General features: G+C 68.6%; 21 protein-coding genes. 16 read left to right on the top strand and 5 right to left on the bottom strand.

All coding sequences use genetic code 11. The features are described from left to right. The first annotated feature begins 40 nt into the window (after positions 1-40). The gene (locus tag ACFPJ1_RS26990; RefSeq protein WP_132196896.1) at positions 41-220 is read left to right on the top strand and encodes a YegP family protein; all 180 of its coding nucleotides are present in this window, start codon (positions 41-43) and stop codon (positions 218-220) included. A gap of 119 nt (positions 221-339) precedes the next feature. On the opposite strand, the gene ACFPJ1_RS26985 is transcribed toward ACFPJ1_RS26990, so the two are convergent. Continuing rightward, complete coding sequence (locus ACFPJ1_RS26985) at positions 340-843, bottom strand: PaaI family thioesterase (protein WP_380108085.1); 504 nt, start codon at positions 841-843, stop codon at positions 340-342. Positions 844-1027: 184 nt separating this feature from the next. Here ACFPJ1_RS26985 and ACFPJ1_RS26980 point away from each other — a divergent pair, with 184 nt between their 5' ends. From ACFPJ1_RS26980 to ACFPJ1_RS26945, 8 genes are all read left to right on the top strand, one after another. Next, positions 1028-2026: an endonuclease/exonuclease/phosphatase family protein gene (locus tag ACFPJ1_RS26980; RefSeq protein WP_380108084.1), complete on the top strand. Its 999-nt coding sequence runs from the start codon at positions 1028-1030 to the stop codon at positions 2024-2026. A 529-nt stretch (positions 2027-2555) separates the two neighbouring features. Beyond that, complete coding sequence (locus tag ACFPJ1_RS26975) at positions 2556-3320, top strand: phytanoyl-CoA dioxygenase family protein (RefSeq protein ID WP_380108082.1); 765 nt, start codon at positions 2556-2558, stop codon at positions 3318-3320. Continuing rightward, on the top strand, positions 3317-4228 hold the full coding sequence (locus tag ACFPJ1_RS26970; protein ID WP_380108080.1) for a helix-turn-helix domain-containing protein: 912 nt from the start codon (positions 3317-3319) through the stop codon (positions 4226-4228). Before ACFPJ1_RS26975 ends, ACFPJ1_RS26970 begins: the two co-directional genes overlap by 4 nt. Positions 4229-4320: 92 nt before the next feature. Further along, complete coding sequence (locus ACFPJ1_RS26965; protein WP_380108078.1) at positions 4321-5178, top strand: trypsin-like serine protease; 858 nt, start codon at positions 4321-4323, stop codon at positions 5176-5178. 309 nt (positions 5179-5487) lie between these two features. Next, positions 5488-7977 (top strand): leucine--tRNA ligase, encoded by a 2490-nt coding sequence (gene leuS / locus ACFPJ1_RS26960; protein ID WP_380108076.1) that lies wholly within the window; start codon positions 5488-5490, stop codon positions 7975-7977. A gap of 12 nt (positions 7978-7989) precedes the next feature. After that, positions 7990-8409: a secondary thiamine-phosphate synthase enzyme YjbQ gene (locus ACFPJ1_RS26955; RefSeq protein ID WP_380108075.1), complete on the top strand. Its 420-nt coding sequence runs from the start codon at positions 7990-7992 to the stop codon at positions 8407-8409. A 117-nt stretch (positions 8410-8526) separates the two neighbouring features. Next, complete coding sequence (locus tag ACFPJ1_RS26950; protein ID WP_380108073.1) at positions 8527-8766, top strand: hypothetical protein; 240 nt, start codon at positions 8527-8529, stop codon at positions 8764-8766. 195 nt (positions 8767-8961) lie between these two features. Continuing rightward, complete coding sequence (locus tag ACFPJ1_RS26945) at positions 8962-11523, top strand: ATP-binding protein (RefSeq protein WP_380108071.1); 2562 nt, start codon at positions 8962-8964, stop codon at positions 11521-11523. Positions 11524-12256: 733 nt separating this feature from the next. Here the strand turns inward: ACFPJ1_RS26945 and ACFPJ1_RS26940 are convergent. Beyond that, positions 12257-12769, bottom strand: coding sequence for a pyridoxamine 5'-phosphate oxidase family protein (locus ACFPJ1_RS26940; protein WP_380108069.1), 513 nt, complete (start codon positions 12767-12769; stop codon positions 12257-12259). 52 nt (positions 12770-12821) lie between these two features. Here ACFPJ1_RS26940 and ACFPJ1_RS26935 point away from each other — a divergent pair, with 52 nt between their 5' ends. The 5 genes from ACFPJ1_RS26935 (at position 12822) to ACFPJ1_RS26915 (ending at position 19183) form a co-directional block, all read left to right on the top strand. After that, positions 12822-13664: a DegV family protein gene (locus ACFPJ1_RS26935; RefSeq protein ID WP_380108067.1), complete on the top strand. Its 843-nt coding sequence runs from the start codon at positions 12822-12824 to the stop codon at positions 13662-13664. A gap of 96 nt (positions 13665-13760) precedes the next feature. Continuing rightward, positions 13761-14639, top strand: a complete 879-nt coding sequence (locus ACFPJ1_RS26930) for a ComEA family DNA-binding protein (protein WP_380108066.1) — start codon at positions 13761-13763, stop codon at positions 14637-14639. Positions 14640-15060: 421 nt separating this feature from the next. Continuing rightward, entirely contained in the window at positions 15061-17121 is a 2061-nt protein-coding gene (locus ACFPJ1_RS26925; RefSeq protein WP_380108064.1) for a ComEC/Rec2 family competence protein, read from the top strand. Between the two features lie 104 nt (positions 17122-17225). Beyond that, positions 17226-18209, top strand: a complete 984-nt coding sequence (holA, locus tag ACFPJ1_RS26920; protein ID WP_380108062.1) for a DNA polymerase III subunit delta — start codon at positions 17226-17228, stop codon at positions 18207-18209. 47 nt (positions 18210-18256) lie between these two features. Then, the gene (locus tag ACFPJ1_RS26915) at positions 18257-19183 is read left to right on the top strand and encodes a DNA glycosylase AlkZ-like family protein (RefSeq protein WP_380108060.1); all 927 of its coding nucleotides are present in this window, start codon (positions 18257-18259) and stop codon (positions 19181-19183) included. Positions 19184-19259: 76 nt separating this feature from the next. On the opposite strand, the gene ACFPJ1_RS26910 is transcribed toward ACFPJ1_RS26915, so the two are convergent. Continuing rightward, complete coding sequence (locus ACFPJ1_RS26910; protein ID WP_380108058.1) at positions 19260-20045, bottom strand: phytanoyl-CoA dioxygenase family protein; 786 nt, start codon at positions 20043-20045, stop codon at positions 19260-19262. Positions 20046-20254: 209 nt separating this feature from the next. Between ACFPJ1_RS26910 and ACFPJ1_RS26905 the strand changes: the two genes are divergently transcribed. Beyond that, the gene (locus ACFPJ1_RS26905) at positions 20255-21076 is read left to right on the top strand and encodes an SCO6745 family protein (RefSeq protein WP_380108057.1); all 822 of its coding nucleotides are present in this window, start codon (positions 20255-20257) and stop codon (positions 21074-21076) included. 70 nt (positions 21077-21146) lie between these two features. Here ACFPJ1_RS26905 and rpsT read toward each other — a convergent pair whose 3' ends face one another. After that, entirely contained in the window at positions 21147-21407 is a 261-nt protein-coding gene (gene rpsT / locus ACFPJ1_RS26900) for a 30S ribosomal protein S20 (RefSeq protein ID WP_132297086.1), read from the bottom strand. Positions 21408-21756: 349 nt separating this feature from the next. Between rpsT and ACFPJ1_RS26895 the strand changes: the two genes are divergently transcribed. Continuing rightward, positions 21757-24816 (top strand): S8 family peptidase, encoded by a 3060-nt coding sequence (locus tag ACFPJ1_RS26895; RefSeq protein WP_380108056.1) that lies wholly within the window; start codon positions 21757-21759, stop codon positions 24814-24816. 61 nt (positions 24817-24877) lie between these two features. Here ACFPJ1_RS26895 and ACFPJ1_RS26890 read toward each other — a convergent pair whose 3' ends face one another. Beyond that, the gene (locus ACFPJ1_RS26890; RefSeq protein WP_380108055.1) at positions 24878-25783 is read right to left on the bottom strand and encodes an aminoglycoside phosphotransferase family protein; all 906 of its coding nucleotides are present in this window, start codon (positions 25781-25783) and stop codon (positions 24878-24880) included.

The raw sequence follows: 25783 nt of genomic DNA, 5'->3' as shown, positions 1-25783 counted from the left end.
AGTCAGGCGTAGGGCGATGTGAAACCAGGGAGGGTGCATCGTGGGGGCCAAGTTCGAGGTGTTCAAGGATGGGCGGGGCGAGTACCGGTTTCGGCTGAAAGCGCCGAACGGTCAGATCATCGCCAGCTCCGAGGGGTACAAGAGCAAGGACTCGGCGCTGAACGGCGTCGCCTCGGTCAAGAAGAACGCCGCCGACGCGATCGTCGACGACCAGAGCTGAACGACGATCGGAGCTGAGGGGGATGGAACGCAGGCGGTGTCACGGGGGCGCCGGCGGCGGGGTGGTGCTCGGGGGAGTGCGGGGGACCTGCCGGAGCGAGCGGCTCGGAATCGGGCTCGTCAGGCGGGGCGCGGCCGGACCAGCAAGGTACTGCTGGCTGTCGCGACGAGATCTCCCGCACTGGTGGTGACGTTGCCTTCGGCAAATATCACCCGGTTGCCGCCCTTGATCACCTGACCGGTCGCGGTCAGCGGGCCGGTGTCGGCGAGCACCGGACGCAGGTAGTTCACCTTGATCTCGACCGACGTGTAGCCGACGCCGGCGGGCAGGGTGCTGTGCGCGGCGCAGCCGGTCGCGGTGTCGAGCACGGTGCAGACGAGTCCGCCGTGCACCATGCCGATCGGGTTGTAGTGGGCGTGAGACGGCCGGCACTCGAAGATGACCTTGCCGGACTCGACGTGCACCGGCTGGAACTGCATCAGCACGGCGATCGGTGGCGGCGGGATGGTCCCGTCCCGCATGCGTTCCAGGTATTCCAGCCCGGTCAACGTGGCTGCCTCCGCCAGCAACTGCTCCGGATCCACCCAGCTGAACACCTGCGACGTCTCGCTGAACTCCACCATGCCCGGACCCTATCCGACCTGCCCAACGCCGTACCGGCCAACGGAGACGGGTGTGGACGGCGGTCCTCACTTCGGACGGAGCTGTCGTTCCAACGGATGAAATCGGACGGCCGCCACGCTTACGCCAGCGGACGGATGTCGGCCCAGACTTTGGTCCGGGGCCGCTGTCCGCAACAATCACTCCATGTCGGACCGCCAGACAGCCGTACGTAGCCGGAAGCCGAAGCCCGCGCGCACCACCGCGCGGCGTCAACGCCGCTCCGGCAAGTGGCGTCGCGGCTGGGTGATCGCCGTGCTGGCGATCCTGACGGCCCTGCCCCTGCTGTTCCACCGCTGGGTGCCGAACTCGGTCGGCAACCTCGGCAGCCTGCTGGACACGTTCCTGCCCTGGGTCGGTGTCGCGATCCCGGTCCTCGCCATCGCCGCCTTGGTACGCCGGTCCGCCACGGCCGGGGTCGCTCTGCTGGTGCCGCTGGCCGTGTGGGGGCTGATGTTCGGGCACCTTCTTGTTCCGGGCAAGGGTGGCGGTCCGTATGACCTGCGGGTGCTTTCGCACAACGTGGACGCGGCGAACCCGGACCCGGAGAAGACCGCGCAGGACCTGATCGATGCCGACGCCGACGTGGTCGCGCTGGAGGAGATCACCCCGGCCGACCTGAAGATCTACAAGGCCCGGTTCGCCGCGACCTACCCGCACGTGGTTGCCCGCGGCACGGTGGCGTTGTGGTCGAAGTTCCCGGTGGAGGAGAGCGAGTCCGTCGACGTCGGGTTCGCCTGGACCAGGGCGTTGCGGGCCGAGGTGAGCACGCCGGAAGGCAAGGTCGCCTTCTACGTGGCACATCTGGCCTCCGTCCGGGTCGGCGCTAGCGGCTTCACCTCGAACCAGCGCAACGACACGATCGAGCAACTGGGTGAGCAGATCGCCGCCGAGAAACTGGCCGGCGTCGTGGTGATGGGCGACTTCAACGGCACCGCGAACGACCGCAGCCTCGCCCCGCTCACCGCCGGCCTCCGCTCCGCCCAGGGTGCCGCGGGCCACGGCTTCGGCTTCACCTGGCCCGCAAAGTTCCCGATGGCCCGCATCGACCACATCATGGTCCGGGGCGTAACCCCCACCAAAGCCTGGGTCCTCCCCTCCACCGGCAGCGACCACCGCCCCGTAGTAGCCGAAATCCGCATCTGACCCAGCCCCACAGATTGGGTAGGGGAGGCGCCTGCCTCAGCAACGTTGCCGTCAGCAACCAGCTGGACAGCGTCTGATGACGGTTGTATCCGGCGGACGTCATAACGCGGCAGTGGGCGCCCGATGTCGGGTTGTCCGGCCGCTGTCGCCCTAGAAGCCGCCAGCGACCAGGAAACCTGCCAGCCGCGACCCGCCACTTCACGCCCGCCAGCCGCGCCCGCGCGCAAGTAGACGGGGTTGCCTGTCGCTGTTGTGCCTTACCTGATGTACCGAGCGACAGGTAGTGCTTGCTGCCGTGGCGGCTCTCGCAGCACGGCGCACCCCGGGCGTGGCGATCTGCCTGGTTCTACCTGTCGCTCGGTACTGGCCGCGCTCAAACTAGCCAGCCGACCCGCGGATCAGCGTGCGGCTGGGGCAGCTCGGGCTCTGAACGTGTCCGTTTGACGAACATCGGCGTCCGGGCTGGTCCTGCCACCCGGGCGCCGCTCTTCCTAGGCTGAATGGTGTCCACTCGACCTGGAGGAAAACGATGACGATCACCAGTACGACGGAGTTGTCGGAACTGGCCGGGCACTACGCCGAGCACGGGTTCGTGCTGGTGAAAGGCCTGCTCAGCAAGGAGGAGGCGGCGTCGTACCGGGAGACGAGCCACCGCTTGCTGGCGCGGCTCAACCGGGACGACGACCCCACCTGGCAGTCCGCGATGGGGATGTCCGACGCGAAGACGCGGCTGCAGCACCTGCACGACGCGCAGTTCTACGACGCGGCCTTCTCCCGGCTGCTGGTGGACCCGCGGTTCACCGACGTGGCCGCTGCGGTGATGGGCGTCGAGAACGTCCAGCTGCACCACACGAAGCTGTTCGTGAAGCCGCCGGAGAACGGTTCGCCGTTCCCGCTGCACCAGGACTACCCGTTCTTCCCGCACCGGGACCACCGGGTCGGCGCGGCGATCTTCCACTTCGACGACGCCCCCGAGGAGAAGGGCTGCGTGCGGGTGATCCCGGGCAGCCACCTGGCCGGCCCGCGCGAGCACGACCCGGCCGGGTCGTACCACCTGCCCGACGTACCGTTCGACTCTGCCGTACCGCAGCCGGCCGAGGCGGGTGACGTGCTGTTCTTCACCTACCTCACCGTGCACGGCTCGGGGGTGAACGTCAGCACCGAGCCCCGGACCACCTGGCTCGTGCAGTACCGCGATCCGGCCGACCCGCCCACGGTGAAGACCCACGACCACTCGCTCGGTCAGGGCATGATGCTGAGGGGAGTGGACCCGACCGGCAGGAGTAACGCTTGAGCCTCGCGTCCGTAGCGACAGCGGATCAGTTCGTCGACCTCGCGGGACTCCTGGGGTCCTGCGAGGTCGCCGGCTTCCACGCCGAATTCGTCAGCTGGGGGCACTACCGCCCGGAGTACTGGCGGAACTACTGGCACAACCACTCCTTCCACGAGGTCTGCCTGGCCTTCAGCGGCGAGGGTCGCTTCAACCTCGGTACGGCGCAGTACGACGTGGCCGCGGGTGATCTGTTCCTGGCCCGCCCGGGTGACGTCCACGAGATCGAGTCGAGCCGCTCGTCGCCGCTGGGGATCGCCTTCTGGGGGTTCACCTTCCGCCCGGTAGAGGCTGTCGCCGGCACCGGCTGGTGGTCCGGGCTGACGCGTGCCGACGGGCCGGTGGTGTCCACTCGGCTCGGTGGCCTTGCCGCTGCCATCTCGGCCCTTGCGCACGAGGCGAGTGCGCCCCAGTCCGGCTACGAGTCGTCCCTGGCCTCCCACGGGGCGGCGCTGGTCCTGGACACCGCCCGGGCGTTCGCGCTGCCTGAGGACCTGGAAGTGGAGCGCCCGGCCCGCGATCGGGGCTCCTACGCCGTCGAGGCGATGCAGCGGCATCTGTTGGACAACCTGTCCCGGCCAGTGGCGGTCCGGGACGTGGCGTCGGCTGCCCACCTGTCCGAACGGCACGCCGAACGGTTGTTCCGGCAGAAGACCGGCGCGTCGCTGATGGCCACTCTGCGGCTCATGCGGCTCGACCTGGCAGCGCAGTTGCTGCTCGAGGGGAACGCCACGGTGACCGAGGTCGCGCGGGCGTGCGGCTACTCCGACGTCCGTCCGTTCAGCACAGCGTTCCGGAGCCGTCACGGTCAGTCTCCGACAGCTTTCCGGGCGACCGGGGGCACCCAACATCACCTCGCCTCCGAAGGATGACCCTCGCCTTTTGCTCGAGCTCTGGACCGCCCTTCCCGCATGGTGTTGCACTGCGATGGCGCAAGAACCGTGATCCATCCCCTGGAGATGACATGAGTCGACTAAGCCGTACGCTCGGCGCTGCCCTACTGGCTCTCGTGGTGGCTCTGTTGCCGGCGCTGCCGGCCAGCGCGATCACCGGCGGAGAACCGGACGGCAACCGGCACCCGAATGTCGGGTTGATCCTCTTCTACTCGCCGGACGGACGCTTCCGATGCAGCGCGACGCTGGTCTCGCCGACGGTCGTGCTCACCGCGGCCCACTGCACTGACGGCACCCTCGGCAAGACCCTGGTGACCTTCCAGTCGGTGATCGCCGAGCAGCCGCCGTCACCCTTCCCGGTCGCGGCCAACCCGGCTGCCGGCTACACCCAGGCCGAGTTGGAGGCGGCCGGTTACCTGTCCGGCACCGCGTACACGCATCCGGCGTACTCGAACTTCACCGACCTGGACAACTGGAACGACGTCGGCGTGATCGTCCTGGACCGGCCGCTGACGACGATCACGCCCGCGCGGATCGCACCGGCGACCTACCTCGACGGCTTCGGCCAGCCGACACTGAACAAGACCATCTTCACCTCGGTCGGCTACGGCACCGAGGTCCGCAAGCCCGAGTCGGGCCCGCAGAAGCCGCAGCCGATGACGTACCCGCTGCTGCGCCGGTTCGCCGAGGAGCTCGGTCAGAAGCTGACCGACCAGATCCTGCAGGTGAACGGCAACCTCAACGACAACCGCGGTACCGGCGGCACCTGCTTCGGTGACTCCGGCGGGCCGACGTTCCACGGCGGTTACGTGGTGACCGTGACCAGTTACGGCTACACCAGCAACTGTCGCTACCTCGGCGGCCTGCAGCGGGTGGACATCCCGGTCGTGCAGACCTGGTTGGCGACATTCGGCGTTACCTTCGGCTGAGTGCCCGGGGTCTTCTGAACTGCTCCTCCCGGCGTTCGACCGCCGTGAGGAGCAAGTTCAGCCGTCCGCGGTCGCCCACCGCCAGTATCGGCGGCACGTCGTTCCGGTAGAAACCCGGTCACGGTCAGCTGGCGGCATGCGCTAATCTGGTGATATGCGAGTGACCCTGCTCCTTATCTAGCCGTACTGGCAACCTGGCGCCTCTGCGCCGGTCAGTACGGCGACCCCTCCTGCGCGAGGGGTTTTTTCGTTTCCCAGCACCTTTCTGGCAGGGTTCCCATGACATCTCGAGAACGCAGGAGTACGACGGTGAGCGAGCAGGTGGAGCACGAGGCGGACGCCCCGATCGACCGGGGCGGCTACGACTTCCATGCCATGCAGGCGAAGTGGCGGCCGGTCTGGGAGAAGCTCGACCCGTTCAAGGCCCGCGACGACGGGTCCGCGGAGCGCCGCTACGCGCTGACGATGTTCTCCTACCCGTCCGGTGACCTGCACATGGGTCACGGCGAGGTCTTCGCGCTGCACGACGTGCTGGCCCGGTTCTGGTTCCAGCAGGGCTACGACGTGCTGAACCCGATCGGCTGGGACTCCTTCGGGCTGCCCGCGGAGAACGCCGCGATCAAGCGCAACGAGCACCCGGCGACCTACACGTACGCCAACATCGAGACCCAGGCGGAGTCGATCCGGCGGTATGCGCTGAGCTTCGACTGGTCGCGTCGCCTGCACACGTCCGACCCGGAGTACTACCGGTGGACGCAGTGGCTGTTCCTGCGCTTCTTCGAGCGCGGCCTGGCCTACCGTAAGGCGTCGTTCGTGAACTGGTGCCCGAACGACCAGACCGTGCTGGCCAACGAGCAGGTCGTCCAGGGCCGCTGTGAGCGCTGCGGGCACGAGGTGACCAAGCGCGAGCTGACTCAGTGGTACTTCAAGACCACCGACTACGCGCAGCGCCTGCTGGACGACATGGACCTGCTGCAGTGGCCGGAAGAGATCCTGCTGCAGCAGCGGAACTGGATCGGTCGGTCGGAGGGCGCGTTCGCCAACTTCCAGGTCGAGGGTCGCGACGAGCCGATCAAGGTCTTCACCACCCGGCCGGACACGCTGTTCGGCGCCACCTTCATGGTGGTCGCGCCGGACGCGAAGCTGGCCGAGGAGCTGGTCACGCCCGAGCAGCGCGGTGCGTTCGACGAGTACCTGACCGTGGTCAAGTCGTCCACCGAGATCGAGCGGCTGAGCACCGACCGGGAGAAGACCGGCGTCTTCCTGGGCTCGTACGCGATCAACCCGGTGACCGGCGAACGGATCCCGATCTGGGCGGCCGACTACGTGCTGTCCGACTACGGTACCGGCGCGATCATGGCCGTGCCCGGTCAGGACTCGCGGGACTGGGAGTTCGCGGAGAAGTTCGGCCTGCCGATCGTGCGGACCGTGCAGCCGGAGGAGGGTTTCGACGGCAAGGCCTACACCGGTGACGGACCGGCGATCAACAGCGCCAACCCCGAGGTCGACCTGAACGGTCTGCCGATCCCCGAGGCCAAGGCCCGGATCATCGACTGGCTGCAGGACAAGGGCCTGGGCGAGCGGACGATCAACTACCGGCTGCGCGACTGGCTGCTGAGCCGGCAGCGCTACTGGGGTGCGCCGATCCCGATCATCCACTGCCCGTCATGCGGCGAGGTGCCGGTGCCGGACGACCAGCTGCCGGTGGAGCTGCCCGACCTGCGGGGCGCCGCTCTCGCTCCCCGGGGTATCTCGCCCCTGGCGTCGGCCCGTGACTGGGTCGATGTCGCCTGCCCGAAGTGCGACGGATCCGCTGAGCGGGACACCGACACGATGGACACCTTCGTCGACTCGTCGTGGTACTTCCTGCGCTACGTCTCGCCGGAGTACACCGAGGGCCCGTTCGATCCCGAGGCGGCCCGCCGCTGGATGCCGGCGTACCAGTACGTCGGTGGCAAGGAGCACGCGGTCCTGCACTTGCTGTACGCGCGCTTCTTCACCAAGGTGCTGCACGACATGGGCATGCTGGACACGGTCGAGCCCTTCACCCGGCTGCTGAACCAGGGCCAGGTGATCAACGAGGGCAAGGCGATGAGCAAGTCGCTGGGCAACGGCGTGAACCTGGGCGACCAGCTGGACAGCTTCGGCGTCGACGCGATCCGGCTGACCATGGTCTTCGCCGGTCCGCCGGACGACGACATCGACTGGGCCGACCTGTCCCCGGGTGGTTCGCTGAAGTTCCTGCAGCGGGCCTGGCGGCTGAGCGGCGCGGTCGAGGCTCCGGTCGGCGTGGACTTCAGCACGGGCGACCTGGCGCTGCGCAAGATCACCCACCGCACGGTGGCCGACGCGACCGAGCTGCTGGAGTCGTACCGGTTCAACGTGATGGTCGCCCGGGTGATGGAGCTGGTGAACGCCACCCGCAAGGCGATCGACTCCGGCCCGGGTGCGGCCGACCCGGCGGTGCGCGAGGCCGTCGAGACGGTGGCGATCCTGCTGAGCCTGGTCGCGCCGTACACGGCCGAGGACATGTGGGAGAACCTGGGGCACGAGCCCACGGTGGCCAAGGCCGGCTGGCCGAAGGTCGACCCGGCGCTGCTGGTCCAGGACTCGGTCACCTGCGTGGTCCAGATCGCCGGCAAGGTGAAGGACCGGCTGGAGGTGTCGCCCGACATCACCGACGCCGAGCTGGAGCAGCTGGCGCTGGCCTCCGACGCGGTGCAGAAGGCCCTGGCCGGCCGCGGCACGCGCAAGGTGATCGTCCGCGCGCCGAAATTGGTCAACATCGTCCCGGCCTGAGACCCTGACCGGATGCGCTCAGAGCTGATCGACGTCGGGACCGGTTCGCAGGAAGTCGTCTTCGACCTGACGAGCAGGTGCGAGCAGTTCGTCGCCGCTGAGGCCCACCAGGCCCAGGGCGACGGACTGCTGCATGTGTTCGTGCCGCATGCGACCGCCGGGATCGCGATCCTGGAGACCGGCGCCGGCAGCGACACCGATCTGCTGGCCGTGCTCGAGGAGTTGCTGCCGCGCGACTTCCGCTGGCAGCACAAGCACGGTACGGCGGGCCACGGGCGCGACCACGTGGTGCCGGCCCTGATCCCGCCGCATGCCTCGATCCCGGTGATCGGCGGGCGTCTCACGCTCGGGACGTGGCAGTCGATCTGTCTGGTGGACACCAACGTCGACAACCCGCGCCGGCAGGTCCGGCTCTCCTGGCTGCCTAGTTGAAAGCCAAAGCGGTTAAGGGACTACCGGGTAACCGATGAATTCCGCACTTTGGTGACTTATCGCGATGTTGCCGATTGCGTTACGCATGCGAAACACGTCTCCGCTTGAATACTTCGCATGGCAGCCCTGGACATCCTGCGTGAACGCTGGCTCGGTCTCGGTACCGAGTTGATCGTCCGCGCCACCCGGAGCATCTGCGACGGCAGCGTGCTGAACGCGGAGACCGGGCGCGCCGTCACCAGCGCGCGGATCGAGGACTGGGTTGGCGTCCTCTCCCTTTACGAGCCCGCCCCGCTTTACGACGCGACGCATTTCGATCCGCAGAATGAGCCGCGGGCGGTTCGCGCCAGCGCCTGACGCCGCCATTCTTGCGCTGTCAGGAATTCATCGGGGAATCCCGCCCCGGTAACCCGTTGCCGGGCTAGAATCAGCTGTTTGTCCAGCCCGTGGCGGAGCCTGTCCCGTACTGCGGTCACTGGGTGCGTACGGTATCCATCGAGCTGTCACGCTATGTTGTGCGAGGACCTGTGAGGCTCTGAAGGGGTGGCGGGCTTGTCGGACGCGGATGGCCAGGCTGAGGGACGGCGTGGGTTTGCCGATCTCCTGCTCGACCTGAGGGTCCAGGCGGGGCTCTCCCAGGAAGAGCTGGCCGACCGGGCCGGGTTGAGCGTGCGCACGATCCGTGAGCTCGAGGCGGGCCGGGTCGCCCGCCCGCGGAAGGACTCCGTCCGGCTGCTCTCCGAAGGACTCGGGCTGCGCGACGGCGACGCCGGCAAGTTCCTGGCGGCGGCCGGCCACGCGACCGTGCGACCTGTCATCGCGGTGGCGGACCCGGCCCCGACCGGTCTGCGCTGGCGTGGCACCCGGCCGATCCCGGACGGGCTGGTCGGCCGCGAGAAGGAACTCCTCGAGCTCGAGAAGCTGTTGCGGCAGAACCGGCTCGTGACCCTGGTCGGCCCCGGCGGCGTCGGCAAGACCGAGCTCGCCCTGGCGGCAGCCGACCGGGTCTCCAGCGTCGACACCGCCGTGGTGGTCGTGGACTTGACCACGGTCCAGCGCGACGCCGCAGTACCGTCCGCGATCCTCGACGCCTTCGGAACAGCCCCCGGTACGTCGGACCTCGACGACGTGTTGTCCGGCCGGAAGCCCGGCGACCTGGTCATCGTGGAGGACAACGCCGAGCACGTCCTCGACGGGGTCGCCACCGTCGCCAACCGGATGGTGCGGAGCTTCCCGGGGATCGGCGTACTCGTCACCTCCCGGATCCCGCTCGGCCTGCCGGATGAGGTCGTACGCCGCGTCCAGGTGCTCGGCGTACCGGCGAACGACACGGATTTCACCGACATCGCGGCGAGCCCCGCGGTCGAGATGTTCTGCCGGCGGGCGGCGCGGGTCCGGCCGGACTTCGAGCTGACTCCGGAGAACGCGGCGATCGTGGCGCGGCTCTGCCAGCGGCTAGACGGGTTGCCGCTGGCACTGGAACTCGCCGCCGCTCGCGCGGGATCACTCTCGGTGGAGACGATCCTGGCGGCTCTGGACGACCGGTTCCGGTTGCTGTCCGGGCCGCGGCGGTTCGGGGCTCCGCACCAGCGCACGTTGGCCGACACCATCGCCTGGAGCGTGGACGCGCTGTCCGACCCGGCTCGGCAGTTGCTGTACCGGGCTTCGATGCTCGGGTCGCCTTTCACCCTGGACGCGGTGGTCGGGGTGTGTACCGGTGCGCCGATCGAGGCCGCGGACGTGCCGATGCTGTTGGCCGAGCTGGTCGACAAGTCGCTACTGCAGCCGGTGCTGGAGTTCGAGGCGCTCTACGGCGCGCGGTACAAGATGCTGGAGACGATCCGCGAGCACGCGTATGCCGGGCTGTCCTCGCAGGGGAGTGACCTGACCGAGTACCGGGACCGCTCGGTCGCCTGGTGCGCGAAGTACGTGGTGGGCCTCGACGGTGCCTGGTCCAGCCCGGACCGGGACCGGCGGTACAGGGCGGCCAACGCGAACTCGGCCACCTTCGAGGTGGCCCTGGAGCGCGCGGCGGAGCTGGGCGAGTGGGACACGGCCGCACAGATCGTGCTCGGGTTCCGGATCGCCTGGCAGTACCAGGCGAGTGTTGCCGAGAGTGGCATCCAGTGGGCGAGCGTCTGCGCGGAGAACGTCGAGGACAAGGAGATCAGCGGCCGGCTGCTGGCCATCGCCGGGCGGCTCTCCAACCTGACCGGCGACGTCCGGGCGGCTCGGCGGCACTACGGCGAGGCCCGGACGCTGGTCGCACCCGAGTCGGAGATGGGCCTGATGGCTCGTGGCGGCTGGGTGTCGTCCGGCTCGCTGCTGCTCGACACCCAGAGTCTGGCGGAGATTCCGACCCTGGTGGCCGACGCCCGAGCGCACGGTGACGTGCAGCGGTCTGCGACGGTCCAGGCGATCTCCGGGCTGGCTCTGGCGCGCTGGGGTCGGTTGCCCGAGGCAAAGGAGCTGCTGCTCGCCTGGGAGGCCGCTCTGGTGAACCCGGGCGTCTACCCGGACGAGATCGCCTACATGGCGCTCAGCCGGGTCGAGCTGGAGCTCGGCAACCTGGAGGAGGCCCGCCGGTGGGCGGAGCTGGCCCGGGAGGCGCAGGCGTCGGACGACCCCGAGCGGACCAAGGTGGCGGGCTGCCTGGCGATGGTGGAGTTGCAGGCGGGCAACTACGAGCTGGCCGGGGAACTGCTCGACGAGGCCGACGCGGACATCCGGGGCCATCGCGGCTACTTCGACTATCTGGTGATGCTGTACCGGAGCCGCCTGGCCCGGCGTACCGGTGACCTCGAGCAGGCCAGGCTCTCGATCCGGGACGCGGTGAACCGGCTCCAGGTCGAGGGACGCGTGGTGTACCTGCTGGACGTGCTCCCTGAGGCGGTGGCGGTGCTGCACGGGCTCGAGAAGTCGGAGCAAGCGGATGAGCTCTGCGGGAAGCTCCTGGCCTGGCAGCGGACGATGGATCCGCCCATGCTCCCGACGGCCTGGGCGGTGCTGCAGGAGTCCTGCGAAAGGGCCGACGTGGCGGAGGGCTGGCCGCAGGCCGATCCTGCCGCGGCCGTGCAGCGCCTCGCCGACGACGTCCTCGCCGCCCTTTCCTGACCCCTTCCGCCCCGCGTACGGCGTACCGGGTGGTTCTGCTGCGCGGCTCTCACCTTCCGGCGGGGGCCTCCTCCTGCCGTCTGTTGGCGTGGCTCGGGCCGACGGCGCAGGTGACGTTTCGTGACGGCGATCGGCGGAAGCTGCCGGGAAGCTGCCGGGTTTTCTGCCTCGTCGGGACATACCCGGCGGAACCAGAATTACCGCCGTAGGGCAGGTTCCACGAGACAGAGATCCGAGACCGGGTTCGAGTAACAAGGGCAGAGAATGGGGGCGGTGATCGTGACGAGGCAGACACGATGCACCGGACTGCCGGGAAACACTTCGAGCTCGGAGCAGGCGACGCGGAGGACATCCGACGGCCGGACGGTGGGGGCACCGAACAGCTGTCGAGATCTCCGGGGTGCTGCCACGTGCGGGTCTGTCCTACCTCACACCGGGGGCCGTGCACCGTCAGGGCACGCGACCCGGGGCGGGGCCCCAGCAGCGACCAGGCACGCGACACAGGGGACGAGTGCCGGTCCGGTTGACACGGGAAAGCCGGCGGGTTTGGTCACCCGCCGGTGGGTCAGCCGCTGGGGCCTCCCGGGGGGATCGGTGGTGAGCCGCACAGGGGACGGCTCGTCGCTATGCCGGTACCAAGCGTAGGGAGCTGACACCGAGGGGGAGTCAGCTCTACCGGCGAGGTGGAGGCCAGCGGAGGGGTTGGCCGCCACCTCGCCGTGGCTTACGCGCTTTACTTGTCGGCCAGCACGGCTGCCTTGTCGAAGGCGTAGCCGACCATCCAGCTCGGCTCGAGCCGGCAGTAGACGATCTCGTCGCCCCAGCTCGACGGGGAGCTGCCGTAGTGCGCCACCAGGTGCGCCTCGATCGCCGGGAAGTCCGGGTGCTCCGGCTCGAGGAACTCCACCTGGCCGTGGCTGAACACACCGATCCGCTCGCCGTCGACGTACGAGATGCTCGCCGCCGGCCGGGCCCGCAGGTGGCGCGCCTTGGCCGCCGTACCAGAGGTGGTGAACACCCACCGGCCGTGCAGGAAATGACCGTCGACCGCGCTGATCCTCGGCTCGCAGTTGGCCGTGACGGTGGCCAGATTGAGCGTGCACATGCCGGTCAGGACGTCCGCCAGCTCCGCCGCGGACAGCTTGCGGGAGTCGGTGATGATGTTGCGCAGATGCTCGGTCGAGCGATCGTAGGCCGCGTCCAGCAGCCGCTGCAGTTCGGTGACTTCCTCCTCGGTCTCCTTCATCTGCTGAGTCTGACACCGGGCGCCGACGAAAACTGTCCGGTAACCTCGCTTCATGTCAGCCCGCGTGCACGTCGTCACCGACTCCACCGCGGGTCTGTCGGCGCACGAGGTGCTCCGGCACCCGCTGACGGTGGTCCCGCTCCAGGTCGTCATCGGCGGCACGTCGTACGACGACGGCGCGACCAGCTCCGACGCGGTCGCGGAGGCGCTCAAGGCGTTCACCCCGGTCTCCACCAGCCGGCCCGCTCCGCAGTCGTTCGCCGACACCTACGCAGAGATCGCGGCGGCCGGGGCCGAGGCGATCGTGTCCATCCATCTCTCCGGGGACATGTCGGGCACCTTCGAGGCCGCGATGATCGGGGCGAAGGAATCGCCGGTGCCGGTGCGAGTGGTCGACTCCCGGTCCTTGGGGATGGGGCTGGGATTCCCGGTGCTCGCCGCTGCCGCCGCGGCCGCCGCCGGCGAGGACCAGGCTGGTGTGGAGGCCGCCGCCCGGGCGCGGATGGCCTCGATGTCGGCGTACTTCTATGTGGACACACTCGAGTACCTGCGGCGAGGCGGGCGAATCGGCGCCGCCCAAGCCCTCCTTGGTACTGCGCTCGCGGTCAAGCCGCTGCTCACCATCAGCGGCGGGCGGATCGTCCCGCTCGAGAAGGTCCGTACTTCGAGCCGCGCGATCGCCAGGCTGGCCGATATCGCGGTGCAGCGTGCGGGAGACGGTCCGGTCCAGATCGCGGTGCACCATCTGGCGAATCTGGACAAGGCGCACACCCTGGCAGATGGTCTGGCGGAGCGGCTGCCGCAGGCTGAGGAGATCGTGCTGCGCGAGGTCGGCGCGGTGATCGGCGCCCATGTCGGGCCTGGATTGCTTGCTGTGGTCGTCGCACCGCGCTAGTTGTCTGCTTCGGACCTAGTCGGGCTTCAGACCTAGTTGTCCCCAGGTTCTCGGATGGATCCGTTCTGCCGGTCCGAGGCTCGTACTTTCTCTGGCGTGAAGGTCACACGCCGTACTCCAGCACCGCCCGATCCGGGTGATCGCCTGCGCTCCCTGGCGAGGCTCAATGCCGCCTCGCCTGGGTCTGCGCGAGGCGAGAAGTCATTGGGTGTGGGTGCCTCACCGCCCGGAGTTGTGCCGGACGGGGAGCTGCTGGACGGTGCCGAGGAGGTGCGAGGAGATGAGGAGGTGCGCGGTGGATGGGTTCCGGAAACGATGCTGCCCGACCGGTTGCGGGGGAGCAGGTTCGCGTTGTCCCCACGTCATGTCGTGGTGGTCGCCCTCGTGCTGGTCATCGGCCTGGCCTGGGCCGGCTGCTCAGTACTCCGAGCCCGCCCGCAGGTCGTCCCGGACCCGCAGCCCTCCGCCGGCCTCGTCCCTGGCACCCCGGTGCCCGCTCCACCAGGTGCTTCTCCGTCGGCAACTCCGTCATCGGGATCTGTCGTGGTCGTTCATGTGGCGGGAAAGGTGCGGCGGCCCGGCCTGGTCCGCGCGAAACCCGGCTCCCGAGTTGCCGACGTCCTCGCGATGGCAGGCGGCGCTCTCCCCGGGGTCGACCTGACCACACTCAATCTCGCCCGGCCGGTCACCGACGGGGAACAGATCCTCGTCGGCGTCTCCGGGGCCCCTCAACCCAGCGGCACACAAACCGGCTCACCCACGACCTCGGGCACCACGACTGGAGAACCCCTCAACCTCAACACAGCAACCCTCGCCCAGCTCGAATCCCTTCCCGGCGTCGGCCCGGTCCTGGCCCAGCGAATCCTCGACTGGCGAACCGAGCACGGCCGCTTCACTTCAGTAGACGAACTCCAGGAGGTCACCGGCGTAGGCGCCAAGAAGTTCGAATCCCTCAAACCCCATGTCCACGTCTAGTCCACCCACGCCCGGCCCAGGCGCCTCCGACCCAGCCGCCCCCGACCCACCCGCCACCGACCCGCCGGCGCCTTCCGAGGAGCTGGCGCCTTCCGAGGAGCAGGCGACTCGAGAGCGGCCCGACCTGCGGTTGCTTGTTCCTGCAGCTGCCGGCTGGCTGACTGCAGTTTGGCTCGTTTCCCAGGCACCGGCGATCTCGGTCCTTGTGGCAGCGGTGGCCCTGGCCGCCACGATTGGCTTGATCCTGCTCCACCGGCAGCGGACTCGGACTCGGCCTCAGGGGCTGGCTCCCTCCTCCGCTGTCCGGGTCACGGCGGTTGGAGTCGGGGTTGTCGTGGTGGGCATGGCTTTGGCCGCGGGCCTCCAGGTGCAAGGCCTGAGGGCTGGACCTGTCATGGACTTGGCCTCGTCGGGCGCGGCAGTGAAGGTTCGTCTGAAGATCGACAGCGATCCATCGGTCCGCAGCGGATCAGGCACCCGGCGCCCGCCCTATGTGGTGCTCAAGGCAACGATCGAGGAGGTGACGGGCAGAGGCACGACAACCCAGGTACGCACGCAGGTCCTGGTCATCGGCTCGACGAACTGGCAGCGGCTGCGATTCGGCCAACATATCGAGGCGACGGGGAAGCTCGAGTCGGTTGAAGGCGGCTCGGACGTGGCCGCGATGCTGTCGTCCCGGTCGACCCCGCGAGTGCTCGACGAACCATCCTGGTGGCTTCGAGCCGCCGAGCAGGTCCGCGCAGGTTTGCGGGAATCAGTAGCCGACGAGCCGGAAGCAGTCCGCGGCCTGGTACCCGCGTTGGTGATGGGGGACGAGTCCACCCTGCCACCGGAGCTGGTCGAGGACTTCAAGACCACCGGCCTGACACATCTCTCCGCAGTCTCCGGAACGAACCTGACCCTCCTCCTGGCATTCGTCCTACCGCTCGCCCGACTGCTCGGAGTACGGGCTCGCGGGCTGACCGTCGTGGGCCTCGCGATCGTGGTGATCTTCGTAATCCTGGCCCGACCTCAACCAAGCGTGCTCCGAGCAGCGGCGATGGGTTTGGTCGCCCTTGCGGCAATGACGGGAGGTGGGCGACGGGCGGTGCGAAGCCTGTCCGTCGCGGTCATCACTCTGCTGTTGCTGGACACCTCACTCGCCAGATCCGCAGGATTCGCCCTCTCAGTCCTCGCGACCGCAGGCATCGTCCTCCTCGGACCAGCGTGGCGAGACGCCTTGGCGCGCTGGATGCCTGACCGCCTGGCGGAAGCGATCTCGTGCCCGTTGGCCGCGCAGCTCGCCTGCACACCAATCGTTGCGTGGCTCTCCGGTCAAGTCTCCCTGGTTGCCGTAGCAGCGAACCTCTTGGCAGGCCCTGCTGTCGGCCCAGCGACAATCCTCGGTTTCGCAGCTGCCGGGATCGCCTTGCTGAGCACGAATCTGGCCCAACTCATCGGCTGGCTCGCGGGATGGCCGGCTCGCTGGATCATCCTCATCGCCCAACAGGGCGCAGATCTCCCCGGTGCCACGAATGCCTGGCCGGCCACGGTGATCGGCGTAGGCGTGCTAACCGTCCTATGCCTGGCCCTGACCTTCAGCCTTCACCGCATCCTCGCCCGCCCCATCGCCATGCTGGTGGCCCTCGCCATCCTGGCGGTAGTCGTACTCCGTCCAGTCGGCTCAATCGGCTGGCCACCCGACGACTGGCTTATGGTCGCCTGCGACGTAGGCCAAGGCGACGGCATTGCCTTGTCCGCCGGCAAAGGCTCCGCCGTAGTCGTCGACACCGGCCCAGATCCCACAGCCATGGATCGCTGCCTACAAAACCTGGGCGTCAAATACATCCCAGTGCTCGTTCTCAGCCACTTCCACGCCGACCACGCCGGCGGCCTGGCCGGAGTACTCCGCGGACGAAAGATCGGCGAGATCGAGGTGACTCCGTACTTCTCCCCACCAGCCGAGTACAAGCGCGTAACCGACCTGGCCACCCAGCACGGAATCCCCATCCGCACTGTGACCCTCGGCGAACGCCGAACCGCCGGCCTCATCACCTGGACCACCCTCTGGCCGGCCAAGGTCCCGGCTCTCCCGGAATCAGGCAAATCGTCGGCAACCCCCACCGACGAAGGCTCCCCGGAGAACAACGCCAGCATCGCCATGATGGTTGAAACCAGTGGCCTGCGCATCCTCCTTACCGGAGACCTGGAACCCGAGTCCCAACGAGCAGTCCTGGCAAGCGGCGCCGACCTCCGCGCCGACGTCCTCAAGGTCCCTCACCACGGCTCGGGCCAACAAGACCCGGCCTTCATAGCCGCCACCCACGCCCGCCTGGCCGTGATCTCCGCCGGCCAGGACAACGACTACGGCCACCCCGCCCCTCGAACCCTGGACCTACTGACCCACCAAGGCATGAAAATCGCCCGCACAGACACTACCGGCACCCTCTCCCTATCAACCCCCAACAGCCACCTCTCCCTAACCACCCACCCCACCCCCTAGCCCCACCGACCACGCAACCTCAGCGTCCGGTACGTGCTACCCGGTGGGTAGGTCGTGGTGGCGGTGGGGGAATGTCGGTGGGGCATGGCATGCTGGCGGGCGTTATGGCTGCTCGAAAGAACTCTGCGCCCAAGCTCGGCGACGTGCTGCTGGTCACCGGTTCGGAGACGTTCCTCGCCGACCGGGCCGTTCGTTCCGCGATCGCGGCTGTCTCGAAGGGGACTGCCGACGTCGAGGTCACCGACCTCGGCGGAGCGGACCTCGACGTCGGGATGTTCGCCGAACTGACCGGCCCGTCCCTGTTCGCGGCTGAACGAGTGATGGTCCTGCGAACCCTCGAGAACCTCCCGTCCGAGATGGTGCCGCACCTGCTCGACTACGCGGCCTCACCGTCCGAGGACGTCCTCGTCATCCTGGTCCACTCAGGCGGCCAGAAGGGCAAGGCCACTCTCGACAAGCTGCGCAAAGCCTCCGTCAACGAGGTGGTCGCCACCGCCCCGAAAACCTGGGAGCTCCCGCAGTTCGTAGTCGGCGAGATCCGCCTCCTCGGCGGCAGCATCGACGAGCGAGGCGCCGCCGCCCTGGTGGACGCCGTCGGCCACGATCTCCGCGCGCTGGCCGGCGCTTGCTCCCAGCTGGTTTCCGACTCCGGCGGCCAGCCGATCAACCCCGACCTCATCGGCCAGTACTTCGGAGGTCGCGCCGAGGTGACCAGCTTCGCCGTGGCGGACGCGGCGATCGCAGGACGTACCGAGCCCGCGCTCGAGCAGTTGCGCTGGGCCCTCGATTGCGGAGTAGCCGCGGTACTGGTCACCAGCGCGATGGCAGGTGGCCTCCGCGGACTAGCGAAGTACACGAGTGCTCCCACCGGGCTCCGCGAAGCTGACCTGGCCCGTGAGGTCGGCGTACCGCCTTGGAAGCTCAAGACCCTCAGGCAACAGGCCCGCGGCTGGACCGCCGGCGGCCTGGCGACCGCCATCAAGGCGGTAGCTCAAGCCGATGCCGACGTAAAGGGTGCCTCAGGCGACGCCGGCTATGCCCTCGAACGCATGGTGATAACAGTCAGCAACGCCCACGGCCGCCGTTGACCCGGCCGCGCATAACTCGCGAGCAGGCGGTGTCGTACCGGCTGCGCGTGAATCACCTGATGGACCGGCTGCCGGCGGGCTCCTATGAGGAAGCGGCGTACGTCGGCCTGCAGGACACGGCACCTCGTGACGCACTCCTGGGCCTCCACGCTCGAGTCGCGAACTGCGAGCCGTCGGGCTGGGAACACCCGTCGCTGATCCAGACGTACAGTCCACGTGCGGCGGTGTTTGTCCTACCCCGCAAGGACTTCGGAGTCTTCACCATCGGTCGACTCCCGCTCGACGCCGACGCCGTTCGGGCCATCGAAGAGGCCGCAGACAACGTGTGCCGGGCGCTGGACGGACGCGAGCTCCGCGGAGGGCTTCCCGATCTGCGCCTCGCCTGCGCAAGCGGCAGGATCGCCCTACGGTGGACCACCAGCGCGCTGTGGGTGCGCGAAGTTCCGAGGCCGGAGGTCGATCTCGACGAAGCTCGCAAAGAGCTTTGCCGACGTCATGTTCACCGGTTCGCTCCGACGGCACCCAAGGCGTTCGCCTGGTGGGCAGGGCTCCCCGCCGCGGATGCCCGCCAGATCTGGAACTCGCTGTCCGGGGAACTGCTCGAGGTGGACTTCGAGGGCACTCCCGCGTGGGTACCGCGAGCCGCTGAGACCTCCTTCGACGAGGCGACGACCCCGCGCGGAACGCGATTCCTGGTCGAGCCGGATCTCCGGCTGCTCGGCCGGGACCGGGACGGACTCTTCATCGCCCCGGGCAGACGGACTCTGACCCCGGCCTCGGACACGTTCCACCCCAACGGCATCCTCGTCGACGGCCGGATCGTGGGTGCCTGGGGTCGAAAGGGCAGCCGACTAGACATCAGACTCTCCGAGCAGCTAACTCCCGCCCAGCACACAGCTCTAGCCGCCGAAGTCTCGACCTTCCCGTTCCCCAACGCGCACCTGTCCACGCCGCCCGAGTCGTTTGCCACCTGACCTCAGCGCGGCGCGTCCAGCAGGTTGTTCCGCACGTTCCCGATTGGCAGCTCTCTTCAGTCGCTGAGGCGTCCAATCAGTCGCCGAGGGCGTCCAGGATGGCTGCTTCTACGGGGTAGGCGGCGTTTCGGTCTGCGAGGGGAAACGGCTCCAGCAGGTGGATGCCCGGCTGGGTGATGATCCGTGGGCTGGTGCCGCGGTGCGGCCACGAGGCTGCGTGGACCAGAAACGGGTGGCAGAGGTAGACATCACCTGCGGCACCCGTCGCCTCGGTGACCGGTCGGTCGGCGCTTGCTTCTACGACCAGCGGACCCGCCTCGGCCGGAGCGAGACCGTCGTCGCCTGAAGGAGCCAGTACGCGAGCGGCGTCGACGTGCGAGCCGACGCGGATCCGGGTCGGGGCATCGTCGGGGCCGACATCGGTGAGTAGGAAGATCGCCAGCAGTCCTCGCTCGCGACTCCGAATGTTCGCCCGCCAATCGGTGCCGTTCGAGTAGCTGGTCTCGATGTGCCAGCCCGCGTCCTTCGGATCAGCGGGATGCGGGAAGCGAACGGGAATCGTCCCGCCCATCCCTTCACGCTTCCACCACTTGTCCGGCCCGATCAGCTGGTCGTACGCCTCCCACAACACCTTTGCTGTACCGGCCGCCGCGAACGGCCGCCCCCTGTCGCCTTCCTCCGGACTGTCGATCCGCGCAACGGGTGCCGTCCAGGACTCAGCGTCATGCCGTCTGACGCCTCGCCCCTCCAACTCCACCCAGATCACGTCCACACATGCGTCCACCACTGGGCGGGGTACGGCGCCCCGAACCACCACGAATCCATCCCGCACAAACGACGCGACCTCAGCATCCGACAACATGCCAAGCACCCTTTGCCACCCACCCCTCACCGTCAACCCAATTCCCACGCTCCTGAAGGCGGCGTTAGTCTTCGAGAAACTCTCGGGAACCTGTCGAACGGTGACGAGCCCGTTCGTAGCCAGGGTGAGAGACCGGCAACGGGTCGGTCGGTTCACCACCGGAGGTCACCATGACCCGTCATCCTCAACCTCTGCTGAAGGTCACTCGCATGGAACCCATCGCGCGCCGCCTGTGTCAGCAGCTGCTGGAACCGATCCACCTCGTCAGTTACATGTCCGCCGAGCCGACCGAGGCACTCCAGGCCCTCGGCTACGAGGGCTACTGGCCGGGCTACTTCGCCGCGCGGTCCGCACCGCTGGGCCAGGTCCCGGCCGAGGTGGTGGATGCGCTCTTCTACAACTTCGCCCCCGGCGAGGTCGCCGCCTGCATCCCGAGCGTCTGGGACATCGCCACTCCCGAGGCCGTGCTCGCTGCCCGCCAGGAGGGCAGCGTCGCAGCGCTGCGGCGCATCCTCGGCGATCTGGCAGACACCCCCGCGCTTGCCCGGGCCGCCGACCTCGCCACCCGGGTGGCGATCAGTGCGCCGATGGAGGGACGGATCCTGTACGCCGGCCTGCGGACGCTCCCCGTGCCTGACGAGCCGGTCGCGCGGCTTTGGCACGCGGCGACGCTACTGCGCGAGCACCGTGGCGACGGCCACCTTGCCGCGCTGGTCTCCGCCGGCATAGATGGGCAGGAGGCTCACGTGCTTCACGCGCTCTCCCTGGGCATGATGCCGGAGGAGTACGGGAGGCTGGACCCGCTCACGCCGGCGCAGCTGGCCGCGGTCGTGGACGGTCTGCGCGCTCGCGGCCTCGTCGACGTCGCTGGCGCGTTCACCGCCGCCGGGCGCGAGACCAAGGACCGCATCGAGTCGGTCACCGACGCCCTCGCCGCCCCCGCGTACGACTGCCTGACGCCGGAAGAGGTGGACCAGCTCACCGCCGACCTCGAGCCACTCGTGGCAACGATCGACTCCGTCGGCTACTAGATGTACGAGGTTCTGGGTACGCGAAAACGATCGGCCGGGTCCGGGGGACTGGCCGATCGTTTGGGCGGTGTCAGAGGGAAGCGGCCTTCTTGAAGATGGACGACTTCCGGTTGGCGGCCTGGTTGGCGTGGATGACGCCCTTGCTGGCAGCCTTGTCGAGCAGGCGGGCGGCGACGCGGGCCTGCTCCTGAGCCTTCGCGGTTTCGCCGGCGTCGGCAGCCTCACGGAAGCGGCGAACAGCCGTCTTGAGGGTCGACTTCACCGACTTGTTGCGAAGCCGCGCAGCCTCGTTCTGGCGGTTGCGCTTGATCTGGGACTTGATGTTCGCCACGGATGCAGAGCCTCGATCAGAGATTGGGATCAGTACAGGAAAGGTGGTGCGTGCACGGGTGAGTACCAACGCACACGCGCGAACAGACAGATTAGCAACAAGCCACCGTCAGCACCAAACCGAGAGATTGCCGGAACAACTGCCCTGAACCTGCTCTGCGGGGTGCTTTCAACCGACCTTCCACCTGTTCCTCCCGGTATCGCGGTGATTCCTGGTGACACAGGTGTGACTGAGCGTGACATCGGGGGAGGGTGACGGCATACTCGGGCCCTCGTGGCGCTGATCACCGTGGGGGTGTGTGCGGTCGTCACACCGGTCACCCGGCTCCGTCCCCGCCTGGAGGAACTTCGTGTCAGCTCCCGCCCGCCGCCGCTTGAGGGTGCTCGCCGTCGCCGGCACGACGGCCACCGCCCTGGTGGTCGCCCTCGGCAACCAAGCCACCGCCACCACCAGCGCCACAACCAGCGCTGCCGAAACCGCGAAAGCCTCGGCAACCACCGGAGCCGCGACAGGGAGAGACAACCCCGCCGCGAACGAGGTCAAGGAATCACCCACCGGCGCGTACATCGTCCAGCTCGACGACGCCCCCGTAGCGGAGTACGACGGTGACATCGCGGGCCTCCCCGCCACCCGGGTTCTCCCGGGCAGCAAGCTGCTCCGAAGCGCCGGCCAGGTCGTCTCCTACGTGCAGCACCTGGGCCGCGAGCGGAGCCAGCTCCTCGACGCGATCCCGGACGTGAAGAAGCTGTACGACTACAACTACACGTACGCCGGCTTCTCCGCGCGGATGTCGCACGACGAGGCGGTCAAGCTCGCCAAGTCGTCCGGCGTGAAGAGCGTCGAGCCGAGCGAGATGCAGCACCAGGACACCGTCGACACCCCGCGGTACCTCGGCCTCTCGGGCAAGGGTGGCGCCTGGCAGCAGGCAGGCGGCATCGACAAGGCCGGTGACGGCGTGATCATCGGCATGATCGACTCCGGGTACGTCCCGGAGCGGGCCAGTTTCGCGCCGATCAAGACCACCAAGAAGTCGGACGCCCTGATCGCCAAGAAGTGGAAGGGCACCTGCCAGGTCGGCACCGAGGCCCCGGTCGCCTGCAACAACAAGGTGATCGGCGCGCGGTACTTCGACGCCGGCATCGGCAACCGCCCGATCCCCGGGGAGTACCGCTCGCCGCGGGACTACGGCGGCCACGGCACCCACACCGCCAGTACTGCGGCCGGCAACTACGGCGTCGACATAAACGTGCTCGGCCGGGACTACGGCAAGGGTTCGGGGATCGCCCCGCACGCCAGGCTCGCCATCTACAAGGTGCTCTGGGCGGTCGACGCCACCGGCGGCGGCTCCGGCACGGACGCCGACATCGTGGCGGGCATCGACGCGGCGGTCGCCGATGGCGTGGACGTCATCAACTACTCGATCTCCGGCTCCGGCTCGACCTTCGTGAACGCGACCGGCCTGGCCTTTCTCCGGGCGGCCAAGGCCGGCGTCTTCGTGGCGACCAGCGCGGGCAACACCGGCCCGGGCGTCAGCACGGTCGGCAAGAACTACCCCTGGGTCACGACGGTTGCCAACGGCACGCATGACCGCGATATCCAGACCACCGTCACCCTCGGCAACGGCAAGTCCTACAGGGGTGCCGGTATCGGAGCCGGTACGCCGAGCGCACCGGTGATCCTGGCCAAGGACGCGGGCCTGCCGGGCGCCAACCCGACCAACCTGGTGCTCTGTATGCCGGGCACGCTCGACACGGCGAAGGTGACCGGCAAGATCGTCGTCTGCGATCGCGGCGTCAGCGCCCGCGTCGACAAGAGCCTGCAGGTGAAGAACGCCGGCGGCATCGGCCTGATCCTCGTCAACCCGACTCCGGGCACGCTCGACTCCGACCTGCACTCCGTGCCGACCGTCCACCTGGACGACGTCGCCGCCCCCGAGATCAAGGCGTACGTCGAGGGTGCCGCGTCCCCGACCGCGCAGATCGGCGCGGCGCAGACGGTCCGGGTGAACGCGCCGAAGGTCGCGAGCAGCTCGAGCCGCGGCCCGTCGCTGGCCGGCAACGGCGACCTGCTCAAGCCGGACGTGATGGCACCGGGCACGAACGTGCTCGCCGCGACCAGCGCGTTCAGCGCGGCAGGCGGTCAGTACGCGTTCATGAGCGGTACTTCGATGGCGTCCCCGCACATCGCCGGAGCCGCGGCGGTGCTCAAGAGCAAGTACCCGACCTGGTCCCCGATGGCGATCAAGTCCGCCCTGCTCACCACGGGCACCTCGCTCGACACCAGCGGCAAGCCGATCCAGAACGACGCCGGCTCGCCGGGAAACCCGTTCGGGTACGGCGCCGGCCTCGTCCAGCCGAAGCTGGCGATGGACCCGGGCCTCGTCTACGACTCGTCGTACGACGACTGGGCCAGGTTCGTCTGCGCCTCGGGTCAGGTCGCCGAGACGCACGAACTGTGCGCGAAGGGCAAGATCGACCCGAGCGACCTGAACTACCCGACCATCGCCATCGGGGATCTGGCCGGCAAGCAGACGGTCAAGCGGACCGTGCGCAACGTCGGCAAGCTCCCGGAGGCGTACTACCCGAAGGTCGAGGGCCTGGCCGGGGTCAAGGTCACCGTCACGCCGAAGCTGCTCGTCGTACTGCCGGGCCAGACCGCGACGTACCGGGTGACCTTCGAGCACAACGGGGCGCCGCTCGAGCAGTACTCGTTCGGCAAGCTCAACTGGCGTTCCGCCCGGCACGTGGTCAGCAGCACGCTGGCGATCCGGCCGCTGACGGTCAAGGCGCCGATCCAGGTCAACGGGACGGGCACCAGCGGCTCGGTGCAGGTACCGATCACCGCCGGCTACACCGGCACCCTCTCGACCACGGTGAGCGGGCCGACGGCCGCGACCGTCGGCGAGGCCACTCTGCGGAACCCGGGCGGAGTGTCCTTCCCGACCACCAACCCGGCGGCCAACGAGCACGTCGCCAAGTTCAGCGTCAACGTGCCGGCCGGAACCAAGCACGCCCGGTTCTCCACCTTCGACGCGGACTACCCGGCGGGCACAGACCTCGACGTCTTCGTCTACAAAGCCGGTACTACGGCTGTGCTCGGCAGCAGCACGGGTGGTTCGGCAGAGGAAGTGGTCAACCTCCCGGCACCGGCAGGTGGTTCCTACGACGTCTACGTCGATCTGTTCGCCGGTGCAGCCGAGCAGGCGGTCAAGCTGAACCACTGGGAGCTCGGCGACGCGGCAGGCAATCTCACGGCGACCCCGGCCTCGCAAGCGGTGACAGCCGCAGGCCAGGTCTCCGTCACCGCCGCCTGGACCGGCCTGACCGCCGGCACTCGCTACCTGGGCCGCCTGGGCTACTCCGATGGCGCCGACGGCTCCGGCTCCACCATCGTCCGTGTAGACAGCTAACAGAAACGTTGACTGCCGGGACCCCCGAATCCAGCGGGGTTCCCGGCAGCCGCACCAGGCATCAAGACAGGCGTTCGCGCAGCCAGTCGAGGTGAACCAGTGCTGACTTCCGCTGCCAGTCGCGGATCGTGGGGAGGCCACAAGGCACCGGCTGGCTCGCGCCCCACCAGAGACCGCCCGCGATGCCTGCGAGGAAGCCCGTGATGCCGTCGTCCTCTGGGAGGTCAGGCAGGTCGACCGAGCCGCGCATATCGGCGTGCAGGATGACGGTGTCGGCCCAGGAGGCTGCCTGCGCCGCGTGAGCCCAGTCGATGAAGACGACGCGGCCCTCGGTCAGCAGGATGTTGTCAGCGCGCAGATCCCAGTGCGCGAGCCCGTCGCCCTTGGCGAGCGCGTCCAGCCCGACCCGCGCCAACTCCGCGAACTCCTGCTCCCGCCCAGCCGCCCAAGCCGGTACTGCGAGCCCGTCGGCGATCACGTTGTCCCACCGGCTCAGAAACGCCTCACTCCGTACTGCGGCCACAGGTGCCTCCGGCCACGGCGACGGCTGCAAAGACTCCGTCAGCTCCGCCAGCGCATCGAGCACCCGGGCCGCGTCCACGGGATGCCACGGATGCGGCGGCAGGTATCCCTCGATGTCCTCGAGCAGGAGAGCCACCCAGTCCCCGTCGTCGTACACGTCGTACAGGAACGGGGTGTGCGGCAGCGAGTGCGCGGACAGGCCCTGCACGGCGGCGATCTCGTTGCGGAAGAGGCGAGGCGTATCGGGGTTCAGCTCCGAGCCGACCGCCTTGACGAACGCGCGCCGGCCGGACGCGGCGACCAGGCGCGCGGCGACACCGGGGGAGAAGCCGCCCTGCTGCGTCGAGGCGGAGACGACCGATGAGCCGAGCGAGCGCTCCACCCAGGCCTGCACTCGCGCGGGCACCTTCTCATAAGCCAGCCGAACCCCAGCAGCGTGCGCCAT

Source organism: Kribbella qitaiheensis (genome assembly GCF_042657745.1).
Classification (GTDB): domain Bacteria; phylum Actinomycetota; class Actinomycetes; order Propionibacteriales; family Kribbellaceae; genus Kribbella; species Kribbella qitaiheensis.
The sequence above is the reverse complement of the archived record's forward strand: the minus strand, read 5'-3'. Positions and strand labels throughout refer to the sequence as shown.